General features: G+C 59.3%; 17 protein-coding genes. 8 read left to right on the top strand and 9 right to left on the bottom strand.

The genetic code is table 11. From position 1 onward, the window contains the following. The first annotated feature begins 115 nt into the window (after positions 1–115). Positions 116–1,030: a LysR family transcriptional regulator gene (locus tag ACA043_RS17775; RefSeq protein WP_187678392.1), complete on the top strand. Its 915-nt coding sequence runs from the start codon at positions 116–118 to the stop codon at positions 1,028–1,030. Here the strand turns inward: ACA043_RS17775 and ACA043_RS17770 are convergent. After that, on the bottom strand, positions 1,020–1,787 hold the full coding sequence (locus tag ACA043_RS17770) for a substrate-binding domain-containing protein (protein WP_497657566.1): 768 nt from the start codon (positions 1,785–1,787) through the stop codon (positions 1,020–1,022). The two genes, ACA043_RS17775 and ACA043_RS17770, sit on opposite strands and share 11 nt — an antisense overlap. A gap of 12 nt (positions 1,788–1,799) precedes the next feature. After that, positions 1,800–3,092: an MFS transporter gene (locus ACA043_RS17765; protein ID WP_497657565.1), complete on the bottom strand. Its 1,293-nt coding sequence runs from the start codon at positions 3,090–3,092 to the stop codon at positions 1,800–1,802. Between the two features lie 294 nt (positions 3,093–3,386). Here ACA043_RS17765 and ACA043_RS17760 point away from each other — a divergent pair, with 294 nt between their 5' ends. Then, on the top strand, positions 3,387–3,695 hold the full coding sequence (locus ACA043_RS17760; protein ID WP_497657564.1) for an RcnB family protein: 309 nt from the start codon (positions 3,387–3,389) through the stop codon (positions 3,693–3,695). Positions 3,696–3,704: 9 nt separating this feature from the next. Here the strand turns inward: ACA043_RS17760 and ACA043_RS17755 are convergent, their stop codons facing one another. After that, positions 3,705–4,784 (bottom strand): diguanylate cyclase domain-containing protein, encoded by a 1,080-nt coding sequence (locus ACA043_RS17755; RefSeq protein WP_489880996.1) that lies wholly within the window; start codon positions 4,782–4,784, stop codon positions 3,705–3,707. A gap of 164 nt (positions 4,785–4,948) precedes the next feature. Here ACA043_RS17755 and ACA043_RS17750 point away from each other — a divergent pair, with 164 nt between their 5' ends. Continuing rightward, positions 4,949–5,287, top strand: a complete 339-nt coding sequence (locus ACA043_RS17750) for an FKBP-type peptidyl-prolyl cis-trans isomerase (RefSeq protein WP_401267615.1) — start codon at positions 4,949–4,951, stop codon at positions 5,285–5,287. Positions 5,288–5,371: 84 nt separating this feature from the next. On the opposite strand, the gene ACA043_RS17745 is transcribed toward ACA043_RS17750, so the two are convergent. From ACA043_RS17745 to ftrA, 4 genes are all read right to left on the bottom strand, one after another. Beyond that, positions 5,372–5,683: a helix-turn-helix domain-containing protein gene (locus ACA043_RS17745; protein ID WP_497657563.1), complete on the bottom strand. Its 312-nt coding sequence runs from the start codon at positions 5,681–5,683 to the stop codon at positions 5,372–5,374. Between the two features lie 152 nt (positions 5,684–5,835). Then, positions 5,836–6,105 (bottom strand): hypothetical protein, encoded by a 270-nt coding sequence (locus tag ACA043_RS17740; protein WP_187678384.1) that lies wholly within the window; start codon positions 6,103–6,105, stop codon positions 5,836–5,838. Positions 6,106–6,107: 2 nt separating this feature from the next. Continuing rightward, positions 6,108–6,482 (bottom strand): DUF6124 family protein, encoded by a 375-nt coding sequence (locus tag ACA043_RS17735; RefSeq protein ID WP_497614521.1) that lies wholly within the window; start codon positions 6,480–6,482, stop codon positions 6,108–6,110. A gap of 439 nt (positions 6,483–6,921) precedes the next feature. Continuing rightward, entirely contained in the window at positions 6,922–7,896 is a 975-nt protein-coding gene (gene ftrA, locus ACA043_RS17730) for a transcriptional regulator FtrA (RefSeq protein ID WP_497657562.1), read from the bottom strand. 102 nt (positions 7,897–7,998) lie between these two features. On the opposite strand from ftrA, the gene ACA043_RS17725 reads away from it, so the two are divergent. From ACA043_RS17725 to ACA043_RS17710, 4 genes are all read left to right on the top strand, one after another. After that, a complete protein-coding gene (locus tag ACA043_RS17725) occupies positions 7,999–8,427 on the top strand; it encodes a rhodanese-like domain-containing protein (protein ID WP_497657561.1) in 429 nt (142 codons plus the stop codon). A gap of 335 nt (positions 8,428–8,762) precedes the next feature. Beyond that, on the top strand, positions 8,763–9,542 hold the full coding sequence (locus tag ACA043_RS17720; protein ID WP_489880993.1) for an ABC transporter substrate-binding protein: 780 nt from the start codon (positions 8,763–8,765) through the stop codon (positions 9,540–9,542). A 187-nt stretch (positions 9,543–9,729) separates the two neighbouring features. Continuing rightward, the gene (locus tag ACA043_RS17715) at positions 9,730–10,842 is read left to right on the top strand and encodes a succinylglutamate desuccinylase/aspartoacylase family protein (RefSeq protein ID WP_497657560.1); all 1,113 of its coding nucleotides are present in this window, start codon (positions 9,730–9,732) and stop codon (positions 10,840–10,842) included. Positions 10,843–10,953: 111 nt separating this feature from the next. Then, complete coding sequence (locus ACA043_RS17710) at positions 10,954–11,670, top strand: alpha/beta hydrolase (RefSeq protein ID WP_401267632.1); 717 nt, start codon at positions 10,954–10,956, stop codon at positions 11,668–11,670. 3 nt (positions 11,671–11,673) lie between these two features. Here the strand turns inward: ACA043_RS17710 and ACA043_RS17705 are convergent, their stop codons facing one another. Next, on the bottom strand, positions 11,674–12,240 hold the full coding sequence (locus ACA043_RS17705; RefSeq protein ID WP_497657559.1) for a DcrB/PsbP domain-containing protein: 567 nt from the start codon (positions 12,238–12,240) through the stop codon (positions 11,674–11,676). Between the two features lie 80 nt (positions 12,241–12,320). Next, the gene (locus tag ACA043_RS17700; protein ID WP_401267636.1) at positions 12,321–13,097 is read right to left on the bottom strand and encodes a hypothetical protein; all 777 of its coding nucleotides are present in this window, start codon (positions 13,095–13,097) and stop codon (positions 12,321–12,323) included. A 145-nt stretch (positions 13,098–13,242) separates the two neighbouring features. On the opposite strand from ACA043_RS17700, the gene ACA043_RS17695 reads away from it, so the two are divergent. Further along, positions 13,243–13,782, top strand: a complete 540-nt coding sequence (locus ACA043_RS17695; RefSeq protein ID WP_497657558.1) for a chalcone isomerase family protein — start codon at positions 13,243–13,245, stop codon at positions 13,780–13,782. Positions 13,783–13,888: the final 106 nt, after the last annotated feature.

Here is a 13,888-nt window from a genome sequence, read left to right as displayed (position 1 = left end):
GACAGCGGTACGGCGGGGGTGACAAGGATAAGGGCGATCTTCATCGAGCCTGTAATAAATTGCATCAATTGGTTACATTTATAGCCTCAGCGAATCAATCTTTCGAGTCTCCGCCATGGCCATCAACTTCGACCTCAACGACCTGCAAGCCTTTCGCGCGGTGGTCGAGCAGGGCAGTTTCCGCAAGGCCGCCGACACCGTGCGCCTGTCGCAGCCAGCACTGAGCCGACGCATCGAGAAACTCGAAGACGCCCTCGGTGTGAAGCTGTTCGAACGCACCACGCGCAAGGTCAGCCTGACCCAGGCCGGACGGGGATTCATGCCGAGTGTCGAGCGCTTGCTGGATGATCTCGACGTGGCGTTGCTCGGTATCAGCGAAGTGGCTTCGACCCGCTTGGGTCACGTCACGGTCGCCTGCGTACCCTCGGCGGCGTATTACTTCATGCCGCGCGTGGTCGCCCATTACCACCGGCAATTCCCGCGGATCAAAGTCAAAGTGCTCGACTCCAGCGCTCACGATGTACTGAGCGCCGTGGTCAATGGCGAGGCGGATTTCGGTTTGAGTTTTTTGGGCACACAGGATGCCAAAGTCGACTTCGAACCGCTTGTGCAGGAGTGCTACGTCGTCGCGTGCCGCCGTGATCATCCGTTGGCCGGGCGTAGCAGCGTGACGTGGGACGAGTTTTATCAGCAGGATTACATCTCGCTGGACAAGACTTCGGGCAATCGTTTTTTGCTCGATCAGGCGCTGAGCAGCGTGGTGCCGCAGCGCCAGAGCATCTGCGAAACCCGGCATGTGACGACGATGATTGGTCTGGTGGAGGCGGGGTTGGGTGTGGCAGCTGTGCCGCTGATGGCGCTGCCGGGGCCGGATCATCCGATCCTGACGCGCGTGCCGCTGACCGATCCGCAAGTGATGCGCAGTGTCGGCATCATCAAGCGCCGGGGTCGCACATTGACCCCGGCGGCATTGGAGCTGGAGCGGCTGGTGGTGGAAATGAAAGTCCAGCCGCCAACGATCAGTGCTTGACCGAATCCAGCCCGGTAGCCTGCACGTCAGCCTGGGCGGCGGGTGCGGCGAGGTAGGCGAGCAACGCTTTGGCTTCGGCTGGATGCTGCGCACCCACCGGAATCCCGGCAGCGAAGCGCGTCACTGACTGCACCGATTCCGGAATCTTCGAGACAAAACTCACCCCCGGCACCGGCAACAATTCGCTGACCTGTTGGAAGCCCAATTGATAATCACCGGTGGCGACCACCGAACCCACCGGGATTTTCGCGATCATCTTGGCCTTCGGCTTCAGTTGATCTTCGATCCCGAGTTTCTTGAACAACTGTTGCTCGATGTACACGCCGCTGGCGCTGTCGGAGTAGGCCACCGACTGCGCGTCGAGCAGGGTTTTCTTCAAGGCTTCGACGTTGCTGATGTCTGGCTTCGGCGCGCCTTCGCGCACCACCAGGCCGATCCGCGAATCAGCTAGCTCAACCCGCGAAGCCGGATCGACTTTGCCTTGCTTGATCAGATCGTCGAGGGCGTAGCCGACCATGATCACCACGTCTGCGTGTTCACCGCGTGCGAGACGATTGGGGATCGCCTCCGGTGCCTTGCCCATCGATGGACCGAGCTGGGTGTCGAGCGTATTGCCCGTCGCGGCGGCGAATTTCGGCCCGAGGATTTTATAGGCAGCAGTGAAGCCGCCCGAGGTCATCACCCGCACCTCTTCGGCGTGCGCCAAAGCGCTGAAAGCCAAAAGGGCGAGGGCGGTGAGGTTGAATAGTTTTTTCATGTTGAAGGCTCCTTATGCCGCAACGGGTTGCAGACGGCCGCCCGCGCGGCGATAGAGGTACAGCGTGGCGAGCAATGCACACAGCGCACCGATGCTCATCCAGTAACCCGGCGCGGCTTTGTCGCCGGTGTACTGGATCAGGAAAGTCGACATTGCTGGCGTGAACCCGCCGAAAATCGCCGTGGCCAGGCTGTAGGCCAGCGAGAAACCCGCGACCCGGACTTCCACCGGCATGATCTCGGTGAGCGCCGGAATCATCGCGCCGTTGTACAGGCCGTAGATAAAAGACAGCCACAGCAACGACAGCAACATGTGGCTGAAGCTCGGCGCCTGCACCAGGTAGGACAGCGCCGGGTAAGTCGTGGCCAGCGCCAGCAGCGACATGGCGATCAGCACCGGACGACGGCCGATGCGGTCGGACAACATGCCGCCAATCGGCAACCAGAAGAAGTTCGATACACCGACCAGCAGGGTCACCAGCAACGCATCGGACGTGCTCAGGTGCAGCACGGTTTTGCCGAAGGTCGGCGCGTACACGGTGATCAGGTAGAACGCCGTGGTGGTCAGCGCGACCATCAACATCCCGCCGAGCACCACGCCCCAGTTTTGACCCAACGTGCGGAACACTTCTTTCATGCTCGGACGATGTTTGCGTGCGGCGAACTCTTCGGTTTCCGCCAGATTCCGGCGCAGGAAAAAAATGAACGGCACAATCATGCAACCAACGAAAAACGGAATGCGCCAGCCCCAATCGGCAATCACGTCCGGCGCCATCCAGGCGTTCAGGCCGTAGCCCAAGCCTGCCGCGACAATGATCGCCACTTGCTGGCTGGCGGACTGCCAAGCGGTGAAAAAACCTTTGCGACCGGGCGTGGCGATCTCAGCGAGATACACCGAAACCCCGCCCAGTTCTGCACCGGCCGAGAAGCCTTGCAGCAAGCGCCCGATCAACACCAACGCCGGGGCGAACAAACCGATGGTTTCGTATCCGGGCACCAGCACAATCAATATCGTGCCGCTGGCCATGATCGACAGGGTGACGATCAAACCCTTGCGTCGACCGACGTCATCGATGTACGCACCCAGCACGATGGCCCCCAGCGGACGCATCAAAAAGCCTGCGCCGAACACTGCAAAAGTCATCATCAGGGAGGCGAATTCACTGCTCGCCGGAAAGAACACCGCCGCGATCTGCGTGGCGTAGAAACCGAACAGAAAGAAGTCGAACTGTTCGAGGAAGTTGCCCGAGGTCACCCGGAAAATGGCGCCGGCCCACGAGCCACCGTGTGGGATTGAGGCTGTCATAGAAAAGTACTCCACCGCTTTTATGACGTGCGCTACGGGAGGGCGGCGCACGGTTTTTATTGAGGCGGATGGTGGCGCAGGTGTAACAATATGTTAATTGCATTGTTGGCATGGATTGATGTGCAAAGCGGATCAATCCCTTCAGGCAATTGATAAACCTGTGGGAGCCAGCCTGCTGGCGATGGCGGCGTGGCTGACGACGGCTATCTTCTGATCCACACGCGCAAAAACAAGGAATGTTTCCAGATCTCAGCAGTCGGAGTTCAGGTATCAGCCATCTCAAGAGGTTCACCGATGAACAGCAAAACCCTAATCGCCAGCCTGGCCCTCGTCGCCGGCATTGCCGGGATCAGCCCACTTGTTCAAGCGGCGCAAACCTCAAGCGAACCCGCCGTGCAATCCCCGGTCAGCGACCGTGAGCTGAAGGCCAATGACCGTGCTCCCGACGTTTATCAGCGCAGCGAGAAAGCGTTGAAAAACTGGAAGCAGAAAGGCTTGAAAGCACCGGTCGAACAGGCGCAGTGGGTGCAAATCAACGACAAGTACGTGATGGTGATGATCACCAACGGGACGATTGTCGAGATGCAACCGGTCGAGCGTTAAGTCCGCGATTCAAAAGCCTTGCGCCTTTAAATGCGCAGGGCTTTGCCCTCCCAACCGATACTGATTATTCCCACTGCGCTTGGCCTCATACATTGCCAGATCGGCGATGTGCAAAAGCCTGTCCATGGTCGACGCATGATCGGGAAACACCGCGACGCCCAGGCTGGTTCCGATGTGGCGCTGGTCGTTGCCGATGCTGATCGGTGGGGACAGTTCGATGAAGATTTTCTGACAGATACTGCGGGCTTCATCCTGCAGGTCAAGGCCCGGCATCAGTCCTTGCAGTACCACCACGAATTCGTCGCCGCCGATACGCGCGACGGTGTCGGTCGCGCGCAGGATGCGTTGCAGGCGTGTGGCGGTGGTGATCAATACGCGGTCGCCAGCGGCGTGACCGTAGCGGTCGTTGATGTTTTTGAACCCGTTGAGATCGACAAACACCAGCGCCACCCGAGTGCTGCTCTGGCGCGCCTGATCCAGCGCTTCCGACAGCCGCTCCTCCAGCACCAGACGATTGGGCAGGCCGGTCAACGGATCGAAATGGGCGAGATGCTGGAGGTAACTGGCGGAGGCTTTTTCTTCAGTGATGTCGCGCACTACGCCCATCATTTTGATCACTGCGTCGTGGTCGTTTTTCACCACATTGCCGGTTTCCCTTAGCCAGCGAATCGTGCCGTCGCGCCAGACCACGCGGTACTCCTCGTCGTGATTTTCCCCGGTTTCCAGGCAGCGCAATTCACCGGCGCGAACCCTGACGCGGTCGTCCGGGTGTACGCAGGAACAGAACAATGCATAGGACGGAGTGATTTCGCCGATCTTGAAGCCAAACATGCCGTAGATCGCGTCCGACCAATACAACCGATCGGTGTCGACCTCCCAGTCCCAGGTGCCGATGCGCGCAAAATACTGGCTGCGCTTGAAGCGCTCGACGTCGCCGTCCTGATGAATGTTCTGGCCATCGGCGGCGCGGGTCAGCAGCTCACGGTACTCGTCGAGCTGCTTGCACAAACCGCGCTCGCGCCAGATTAGCAGGACGATGACGGCAAGCATCACCGTGCCGATTGCAAGACTTATCCAGAGTTGGGTCATTCGGGAGCTGCCGGCATGGCGAAGCGATCCGTGAAGTAATGGCGGTTGGCTATCTTAATAGTTCTGATACGGGTTCGGATACAGCGCCTATCTTCGTAAATGGGTTGCGAACTACCGGCAATTCTGGGAAAACGGCGGCCGGCCGAACATATAGAGTGAATGTCATGAATGATGAACTGCAGGTAATCGATCTTGAGGTGGGCGAGGGCAAAGCCGTCGTCAAAGGCGCGCTGATCACCACCCACTACACCGGCTGGCTGGAAGACGCCACCGAGTTCGATTCTTCCCACAGCCGTGGCAAACCGTTTCAGTGCGTGATCGGTACTGGGCGGGTGATCAAGGGTTGGGATCAGGGTTTGATGGGCATGCAGGTCGGTGGCAAACGCAAATTGTTGGTGCCGGCGCATTTGGGATACGGCGAGCGGACGATGGGCAAAATTCCGCCGAATTCGAATCTTGTGTTTGAGATTGAGTTGTTGGAAGTGCTGACACGGGAGGATTGAGGTGGGCGGGGACCGTTTTGGCCGTGAGAGGGGCGAAGCCCCTCATCATTTGGTTGAGCGTGCTGGCGGCGGGTCAGCGTTCTTTCAGGCCCATTGCAGCGGTTGGCCCATCGGGAAGCAGATGTCTACCTCCAGCTTTGCTGCGGCTGACAGATTGACCAGCGCATCCAAAGAGAACTTGTCGATTTTGCCATTGAGTACGTCGTTGAGTCGCGGCTGAGTAATGCCCAAGCGTTGAGCAGCTTCTTTTTGAGGCAGCTCCCACGCTCGAATGGTCTCGCAAAGCGTGCGCATAAGCTTGGCCCGCAGGCGCATATTGGCGGCATCTTGCGGCGTGTCTTCCAGTGCATCCCAGACATTTGAATAGCGCTGGAGGCGCGGATGATGTTCCTTCATGACTTAAGCCTTCCTGGAGTCTGGCTTTCAGATATTCGTGAGCAGAAAGGAAGCCTTCGCGAGCAGGCTCGCTCCTACAGTTGATTGCGGTTGAGTACACCGCAGATCAATGTGGGAGCGAGCTTGCTCGCGAAGAACGATCACGCGGTCAATCAGGCCGCGTGCGCCATCTCGGCCAGTGTGTCGGCCACGGTTCTTTGCAGTGATGGGAAGCGGCGTGTCACGCGGTGCAGTGCGGGCAGCACGGCGTCGACTTCCAGCTCATCGAGTTGGGCGAGGGCGGTGACGGCGGAGGCGACGATGGTTTCTCGTTCGCTTTCGAAGAGCACCAGGCAGGCGTTCTGCGCCCAACGTCTGTCCCGTTCGTTGAAGCCCATGGCTATCAATGCCGCGACGACCTGTGCATCTGTTTTATGGGTCATGGTCATTGCCTCGGATCGAGTTTGTCGAGGGCGCGGTTGACCGCGAGTTCGCCGAGCATGACGATTTGCTGGATACCGAGAACGGTGTTGCGGTAGGGCGAGTCGAGCAGGGCGGCAAAGTCGCTGAGCATGACGCTGGCCGAAGCCATGGATTCGCAGGCGTGGGCCATGAGGTCTTCGGTGCCTGTGTTCGGGTCAACGAGGAACATGGTGCTGGGTTTGCGTGGTGGTGAAGGCGGTGTGGGTTTCAGATAGTGATCGAGGGCGCGTTCGGCGGCTTCGTGAAGTTTTCTGGAGCCCGGGGTGGAATAGGGGGACGTTGGATTTGGATCGATTTCCGCGCCTGTTTCAGGCGGATTTGGCGTTATTTTGAACATTTCTTAGAACCTTTTAATGAGGCCGACACGTCCATTGCGACTAAACAAATGGGTGGCAGCTATGCGCAGGTTAGTCGACCGGTGGTTCTAAGCAGTCCCGGCGCACCCGAAGATGCCCTACGCATAACTACCATTAAGCACAGGCGTTAGAGTGCCTGACAGAACGGACTGTATGCTGCTTACAAACCACCGAGCGACTAAACCCGATCACTGACCCTTCAGTGACGCGAACCAAGTTACCGGCGACCCCCAAGCCGCACAAGCCGGCGGATTCTGGCGTAGTTGTAGGCAAAGGCGCAAGGCGCTGTAGCCTCATGGCTGATGCCAAAATGATGCTGCGTTTTACCGGGCCTCTTCGCGAGCAGGCTCGCTCCTACAGGGGGAACGCATTCCAAGATGTAGGAGTGAGCCTGCTCGCGATGGGGCCTTCAAAATTCACTCAAGAACTGACCTTCACCCCACGCCCAAACCGCTCCCGATACACCGACGGCGGTACCCCGACCACGCCACGAAACGCCACCCGGAAACTCTCCACCGACCGATAACCACAGCGTTCGGCAATCTGTTCGGTGTGCTGATCCGTGCTTTCCAGCAATTCTCGCGCCCGGGCCAGGCGTTCATGCTGCAACCACGCCTTGGGCGACTGACCGCTGGCCTCGCTGAACCGTCGTAAAAAAGTGCGCTCACTCATCGCCGCTTCACTGGCCAGATCGCGCACCTCCAGTGGTTCATGCAAGCGCTCGCGCGCCCACTGCATTACCCGCGACAGGTCATTGCGCGGCGTCGCGCTCACCGGTGTCGGAATGAATTGCGCCTGACCGCCGGTACGCTGCGGCGACATCACCAGTCGTCGCGCCACCGAATTGGCCACTTGCGTGCCGAAGTCCCGCGCCACCAGATGCAGGCAGGCGTCAATGCCGGCCGCGCTGCCGGCCGAGGTGATCAACTGGCCCGAATCCACATAAAGCACATCGGGATCAACCGCAATCGCCGGAAAGCGTTGCGCCAGTTCAGTGGTGTAACGCCAATGAGTGGTGGCGCCGTGGCCGTCGAGCAGGCCGGTGGCTGCCAGCACAAATACCCCCGAGCAGATCGACAACAGTCGCGCTCCCCGGGCATGGGCCTGGCGCAGTGCGTCGATCAATTCGGGAGGCACCGCAGCATTACGGTCGCGCCAGCCGGGAATGATGATGGTGCGGGCCTCGGCCAGCAGTTCCAGACCGCCATCGGCCAATACCTGAATCCCGCCCATGGCGCGCATCGGCCCTTGATCGACCGCAGCAATCGCATGCTCGTACCAAGGAAAATCGAACTCCGGCCGGGCCAGGCCGAAGATCTCCACGGCAATGCCGAACTCGAAAGTACAGAGCCCGTCGTAGGCCAGAATCGCGACCAGATTGGGTGATAAGGGCATTTGGCGGAAAATTCCCGGTGAGTGTCTTGTGCGCCACTGTAGCGGCAAGCGGCGGCTCGATAAAGTCTGTCCACACCCGTTCAGATTTAGGAGCAACACCCCATGACCAGTCTGGTTCGCGAAATTCCTGCCGCCCCGTCGGCGATTGCCCTGATGCATTTCAGCAACCGTCTGACCTTCGAAACCGATTGTTCCGACGTATTCAGCAGCCAAGAGGCCGGTGAGGTCGACTTTGTGCTGGTCGATGTGCGCGGGCCACTGGCATTCGAACGTGGACATGTTCCGGGCGCGATCAATATGCCGGGGCGTTTGCTGAAGGCTGAAGCACTGGCGAGTTATCCGAAAACCACGTTGTTCGTGGTCTATTGCGCCGGCCCACATTGCAATGGCGCCAACAAGGCCGCGGTGAAACTGGCAGCACTGGGTTACCCGGTCAAGGAGATGATCGGCGGCGTGACCGGATGGCTGGACGAAGGGTTTGAATTAAGCGTGGAGCAAGCTGCCAAGGCACCCATCGGCTGCAACTGCTAAAACCCAAACCCTGTGTAGGAGCTGCCGGAGGCTGCGATCTTTTGATCTTGCACTTAAAATCAAAATCAAAAGATCGCAGCCTCCGGCAGCTCCTACACGGGTTTTTTTGTACAGTTTGAGGGCTTGTCCTACAGCCTTTGCACCACGACGGCGCACCGTTTGACACCGCTCAGCTGGTGCGCCGATCTTCTGTAAGTATTTGTCGCTTAAAAACAATCTGCCCTGTGCGCGCCGCCATAGACTGCCGGCCACTTCGGTTTTTTGCCTGAAAATGGCCATGACCGGACGCTGACTCGAAAGCTGCCAATAAAAGCCTCCGCACACAGGAGTTATAAATGAAGAAGCTAGTGATGTTTGGTGCCCTGGCACTGTCGATGTTGTCCCTGACCGCTGTGGCCGAAGACGCCAAGCCGATCCGCATCGGTATCGAAGCCGGCTACCCGCCGTTCTCGATGAAAACCCCTGAAGGCAAACTCACCGGTTTCGACGTGGATATCGGCGATGCGCTCTGTGAGCAGATGAAAGTCAAATGTATCTGGGTCGAGCAGGAATTCGATGGCCTGATCCCGGCGTTGAAAGTGAAGAAGATCGACTCGATCCTGTCTTCGATGACCATCACTGACGACCGCAAGAAAAACGTCGACTTCACCATCAAGTACTACCACACCCCGGCTCGCTTCGTGATGAAGGCAGGTTCCGGCGTCAAAGACCCTCTGACCGAACTCAAAGGCAAGAAAGTCGGCGTACTGCGTGCCAGTACCCACGACCGCTACGCCACCGAAGTGCTGGTGCCGGCCGGGATCCAGTTGGTACGTTACGGCTCGCAGCAGGAAGCCAACCTGGACATGGTCTCGGGTCGTATTGACGCGATGCTGGCCGACTCGGTCAACTTGAGCGACGGTTTCCTGAAAACCGACGCGGGCAAAGGCTTCGAATTCGTCGGCCCGACCTACGAAGACGCCAAATACTTCGGCGGCGGCGCCGGGATTGCAGTGCGCAAGGGCGATACCGCTCTGGCTGAGCAATTCAACAAGGCCATCACCGAAATCCGCGCCAACGGCAAGTACAAGCAAGTGCAGGACAAGTACTTCGACTTTGACGTGTACGGCCATTAATAGGCTGTAGAAAAAAGTGGCCCCGTTTACGCGGTGGCCACTTTTTTTGTGCCCATGATTTATCCTGCATCACACCTTTCCAATGTAGGAGCTGCCGCAGGCTGCGATCTTTTGATCTTGATCCTGAAAAACAAGATCAAAAGATCGCAGCCTGCGGCAGCTCCTACAGAGTTCGCGGAGTTTTCTTATGCAACGCATCGACCATGTTCTGCCCTGGAGCCACTTGGGCAGCGAGCGCTCCCTCAGCGTGTTCCGTTACGGCGCCGGCACCCGCAAGCTGTACATCCAGGCCAGCCTGCACGCCGATGAACTGCCGGGCATGCGCACCGCCTGGGAACTCAAACAACGCCTGAACGCACTCGAAGCACAAGGTCGTTTGCAAGGCGTGATCGAGCTGGTGCCGGTGGCCAACCCGATTGGCCTGGACCAGCATCTGCAAAGCGCTCACATGGGCCGCTTCGAACTGGGCAGCGGCAAGAATTTCAACCGTGGGTTTGTCGAACTCAGCGCGCCGGTGGCGGCGTTGATCGGTGATCAATTGGGCGTCGATGCCGACGCCAACATCGCGCTGATCCGTCAGACCATGGGCCGGGTCTTCGATGATCTGCCAGCACCGGCCTCGCAACTGGAAGCGCTGCATCGCTTGCTCCTGCGCCATGCTTGCGACGCCGACATTACCCTCGACCTGCATTGCGATTTCGAGGCGTCGATTCATCTTTACGCGCTGCCGCAACACTGGCCGCAGTGGCAATCGCTGGCGGCGCGGATCAAGGCGGGCGTGGCGTTGCTGTGTGAAGATTCCGGCGGCAGTTCGTTTGACGAGTCTTGCTCGACACCGTGGCTGCGTCTGGCGCGCGCCTTCCCGGACGCGGCGATCCCGGCGGCCAACCTCGCGACCACTTTGGAGCTGGGCAGCATGGGCGACACTCGGGTTGATCAGGCCCAAGCCAATTGCGAGGCGATTCTCGGGTTTCTGGCGGAGCAGGGTTTCATCAGCGGTGAATGGCCGGCGGCGCCGAGTGAGTGCTGTGAAGGCATGCCGTTCGCCGGCACCGAATACCTGTTTGCCCCGCACCATGGCGTGGTGAGTTTCCTGCGCAATGCGGGCGAGTGGGTCGAGAAGGGCGATGCGATTTTTGAGGTGGTGGATCCGTTGAAGGATCAGTTGACCACCGTGCGTGCCGGAACCAGCGGGGTGTTGTTTGCGCTGGATCGCGGGCGTTATACCGAGCCGGGGATCTGGCAGGCGAAAGTGGCGGGGCGGGTGCCGTTTCGCACGGGCAAGCTGACTAACGACTGACAGCTCTGCGGCGGATCTGAAGGCCTCATCGCTGGCAGTACCTCAATGTTTGGATCCCTGCTTCAGAGTGTTAGGCTCCCCCCGAACCCGACACCCTGTGAAGGAAGACTTATGTTGAAGGTGTTTGCTCTGTTGACCCTCCTGGCGTCCACCGCCGTCCATGCTCAAACTACTCTGCAATCCGATCTGCCACTCAAGTACATCGAACAGGTTCACCCGGATGCCGATCCGCGTCCGCTGGTGATTTTCCTGCACGGCTACGGTAGTAACGAGGCCGATCTGATCGGCATGAAATTTCAGCTCCCGGCGCAGTACAACTACCTGTCGGTGCAGGCGCCGCTGGCGTTGGGCGAAGGGCGTTTCCAGTGGTTTCGCAAGAAAGGCGAAGGCGCCTACAACGGTGAGACCGATGATCTGAAGGCCAGCGGCCAGAAGCTCCGGGATTTTGTCGCGCAAGCGGCGAAGAAATATCACGCGGCCCCGGACAAGGTGTACCTGATCGGTTTCAGCCAGGGCGCGATGATGACCTACGAGGTAGGCCTGCGACCACCGGTGGCGGTGGGCGGCATTGCGGCGTTGAGCGGGCGTTTATTGCCGGTGTTGAAAAGCGAGCTCAAGACCGAGCAACAACCGTTGCCACTGAACATCTTTATCGGTCACGGCACCGCCGATGATCGCGTGCCGTATCGCGACGGCACCGAGGCCAATGCGTTGCTACAGAAACTGGCTTACAAACCGCAATTTCACGCGTATCCCGGCATCGGCCACAGCATCACTGCAGCCGAATTGCGCGACTTGAACGCCTGGCTGCAGCAACTCAACCCTTGAAGATCATTTTTCCTTGAGGATGGTTTTCACCAGCGCATCGTGACCGGCCTTGTCGCTGACCCGGGAGATCACCTGGACCAGCGCCATGCGCGTTCCCGAACCGGCCATCAAGGTCGTGTTGAGGGTCTGGCCGCCGCCCTGGGTGGCAGTGCTGTCGACCTGACGCAGGCCAAGGCCGGTACCTTTCTGGGTCAGGCTTTTTTCGCTGAGTTTGTTGAAGTCCGGCAATGCTTTGCGCTGCGCCTCGATGAAGTCAGAGACGCTGCCGTCGAGAAACTCGCTGTCGTTGTCCTTGACGTTGTTGCCTTCGGGAATCTGGTTTTCGGCGGCGATGACCACGGTTTTAGTGGTCTGGTTGGTGTACATCGTGCCGGTGGCACCGGTCGGGCTCGCCGGCAGCGGATCGGCGACGAAGCCTTTGGGCAGCACAAAGGTGAACTTGCCGCCCAGCATCGAGACCTTCTCGGTGGCCGCTTTTTCCTTGGCCTTGGCCGCCTGAGCGTTGATGGCGCCGAGGCCGGCCACGGCCGCCAGTAACAGGACGACGGCTTTCTTGCTCAACAATGTCATTCGAATCTCCGGGGAATGGTCGGGGCAGGCGGGCGATCATCCCATGCAGAGCCGTGGCACTCCAGCGCGGCTCGTCCGGGTTACTGCGCTTGTTGCTGTTTCACTGCGGGGCGCGCCAGCAACTGTCGGGTCACGCCGAGCATGGCCACCGACACGGCGACGCCCATGGCAAATCCGCTGAGGCCCAGACTCGGCAAGGTCAGCGCCGACACCAGGCAAAACGCCGAAAACGAATACATTCCGGTCGCCGTCGCCCGCAACAACGCGGCAGTGAACTCAGGGCCGCGGGTCTGCTGGGAAAACACCGCCATCACACTGCCGAGCACCGGGAACACCGCCAACAGGCCGCTCCAGCGTTCGCCGACAGTGCTGGCCAGCATCGTCACCACCAGCGTCAACGCAGCGCCGGCGATCATCCGCCAGATCAGTTTGTCCGACTTCGGCGCCGGGCCGTTCAGCACTGGTTGCACCTTGGGAAACAAGTAGGGTGCCGCCAGCAAAGCAACGGCTGCCGCCGCCACCGAGAACGGCAGCGATGCCGGAATCAACGACAGCACCAGCGCCAGCGCGGCCCAGACAGCCAGGGAAAGGCTCAGCGCCCATGGCCAGTTCGCCCGTTGCGCGACCTGCGCGTAAGTGATGCAGAACGCAATCATCGCGAACATCGCCGACAATGCGGCCACGGCCGATTGCGCAGCAAATTGTGGCCCTTGTTCGATGGCGAGGAAAAACAGAATCGGCCCGACGACCACAGGCAACCCCGACAACCAGCCGGCCACGCTCGGCCCCCAACGCTTGCCGGCCAGTGAGATCAGCAGCAGAAAACCGGGAATCAGCAGCAGTTTGAGGATCAGCACGCAAGTGTCTCCGTCGGGTGAGAGACGGCAACGGTAGCATTGCTATGAACGTTTTGCTGCGTATATGAGTGATTTTTGTATACAAAGTATCGAAGCCATACAGGCTATGCTTTGCCTGTCAGGGTTTACCGGAGTCGATGGTGTGATGAACAGAACAAAGAGTGTCTTGCGTGGGTGCTGCGCCATCGGTTTGTGGGCCTTGCTGGTTGCGCCAGCGTGGGCCAACTGGCAGGCCGAGGTGCCCGGCGCCAGGATCATCGGCAGCGGCGATTTCAGTGTGTTTGGTTTCGATGTTTATAACGCCAGGTTGTGGAGTACGGCGCAGCCTCTGGCGGACGGGCAGCCTTTCGCGCTGGAGTTGATTTATCGCCGACAGATTTCTCGCGACGATCTGGTCGAAGCCAGCGTTGATGAAATCAAGCGTCTGAATGGAGCCTCCGTCACGCCGGCACAACTGGCCGGCTGGCAGAAGCAGATGCAGCAGGCGTTCGTCGATGTCCAGGCGGGCACCCGCATTACCGGGGTGTATTTACCGGGGCAGGGCGCACGTTTTTTTGTCGGCCAGCAGTTGCAGCATGAGATCGCTGACCCGCAGTTCGCCCGGGCGTTTTTTGATATCTGGTTGAATCCACGTACGCGCAATCCCGAGTTGCGCCAGCAGTTGCTGGGTGTGACAGGGTCTTGAACTTTCATCAAAGGGGCTGAAACGTCTAAGCTGCGTCTTTCGACTTGTTTCTGGATGTGTGCGTGAAATTCAGTTTGCCCAAAATCGCCACCGCGCCGTTTTGCCC

The sequence above is a fragment of the Pseudomonas sp. LBUM1648 genome (assembly GCF_059716145.1).
Note: the sequence above shows the minus strand (reverse complement) of the source record. Positions and strands in the feature narration are given on the sequence as shown.

Excerpts from the sequence above, each read along its gene's own strand:
- ACA043_RS17775 (WP_187678392.1), top strand. The coding sequence starts at position 116 with ATGGCCATCAACTTCGACCTCAACGACCTGCAAGCCTTTCGCGCGGTG.
- ACA043_RS17770 (WP_497657566.1), bottom strand. The coding sequence starts at position 1,787 with ATGAAAAAACTATTCAACCTCACCGCCCTCGCCCTTTTGGCTTTCAGC.
- ACA043_RS17765 (WP_497657565.1), bottom strand. The coding sequence starts at position 3,092 with ATGACAGCCTCAATCCCACACGGTGGCTCGTGGGCCGGCGCCATTTTC.
- ACA043_RS17760 (WP_497657564.1), top strand. The coding sequence starts at position 3,387 with ATGAACAGCAAAACCCTAATCGCCAGCCTGGCCCTCGTCGCCGGCATT.
- ACA043_RS17755 (WP_489880996.1), bottom strand. The coding sequence starts at position 4,784 with ATGACCCAACTCTGGATAAGTCTTGCAATCGGCACGGTGATGCTTGCC.
- ACA043_RS17750 (WP_401267615.1), top strand. The coding sequence starts at position 4,949 with ATGAATGATGAACTGCAGGTAATCGATCTTGAGGTGGGCGAGGGCAAA.
- ACA043_RS17745 (WP_497657563.1), bottom strand. The coding sequence starts at position 5,683 with ATGAAGGAACATCATCCGCGCCTCCAGCGCTATTCAAATGTCTGGGAT.
- ACA043_RS17740 (WP_187678384.1), bottom strand. The coding sequence starts at position 6,105 with ATGACCCATAAAACAGATGCACAGGTCGTCGCGGCATTGATAGCCATG.
- ACA043_RS17735 (WP_497614521.1), bottom strand. The coding sequence starts at position 6,482 with ATGTTCAAAATAACGCCAAATCCGCCTGAAACAGGCGCGGAAATCGAT.
- ftrA (WP_497657562.1), bottom strand. The coding sequence starts at position 7,896 with ATGCCCTTATCACCCAATCTGGTCGCGATTCTGGCCTACGACGGGCTC.
- ACA043_RS17725 (WP_497657561.1), top strand. The coding sequence starts at position 7,999 with ATGACCAGTCTGGTTCGCGAAATTCCTGCCGCCCCGTCGGCGATTGCC.
- ACA043_RS17720 (WP_489880993.1), top strand. The coding sequence starts at position 8,763 with ATGAAGAAGCTAGTGATGTTTGGTGCCCTGGCACTGTCGATGTTGTCC.
- ACA043_RS17715 (WP_497657560.1), top strand. The coding sequence starts at position 9,730 with ATGCAACGCATCGACCATGTTCTGCCCTGGAGCCACTTGGGCAGCGAG.
- ACA043_RS17710 (WP_401267632.1), top strand. The coding sequence starts at position 10,954 with ATGTTGAAGGTGTTTGCTCTGTTGACCCTCCTGGCGTCCACCGCCGTC.
- ACA043_RS17705 (WP_497657559.1), bottom strand. The coding sequence starts at position 12,240 with ATGACATTGTTGAGCAAGAAAGCCGTCGTCCTGTTACTGGCGGCCGTG.
- ACA043_RS17695 (WP_497657558.1), top strand. The coding sequence starts at position 13,243 with ATGAACAGAACAAAGAGTGTCTTGCGTGGGTGCTGCGCCATCGGTTTG.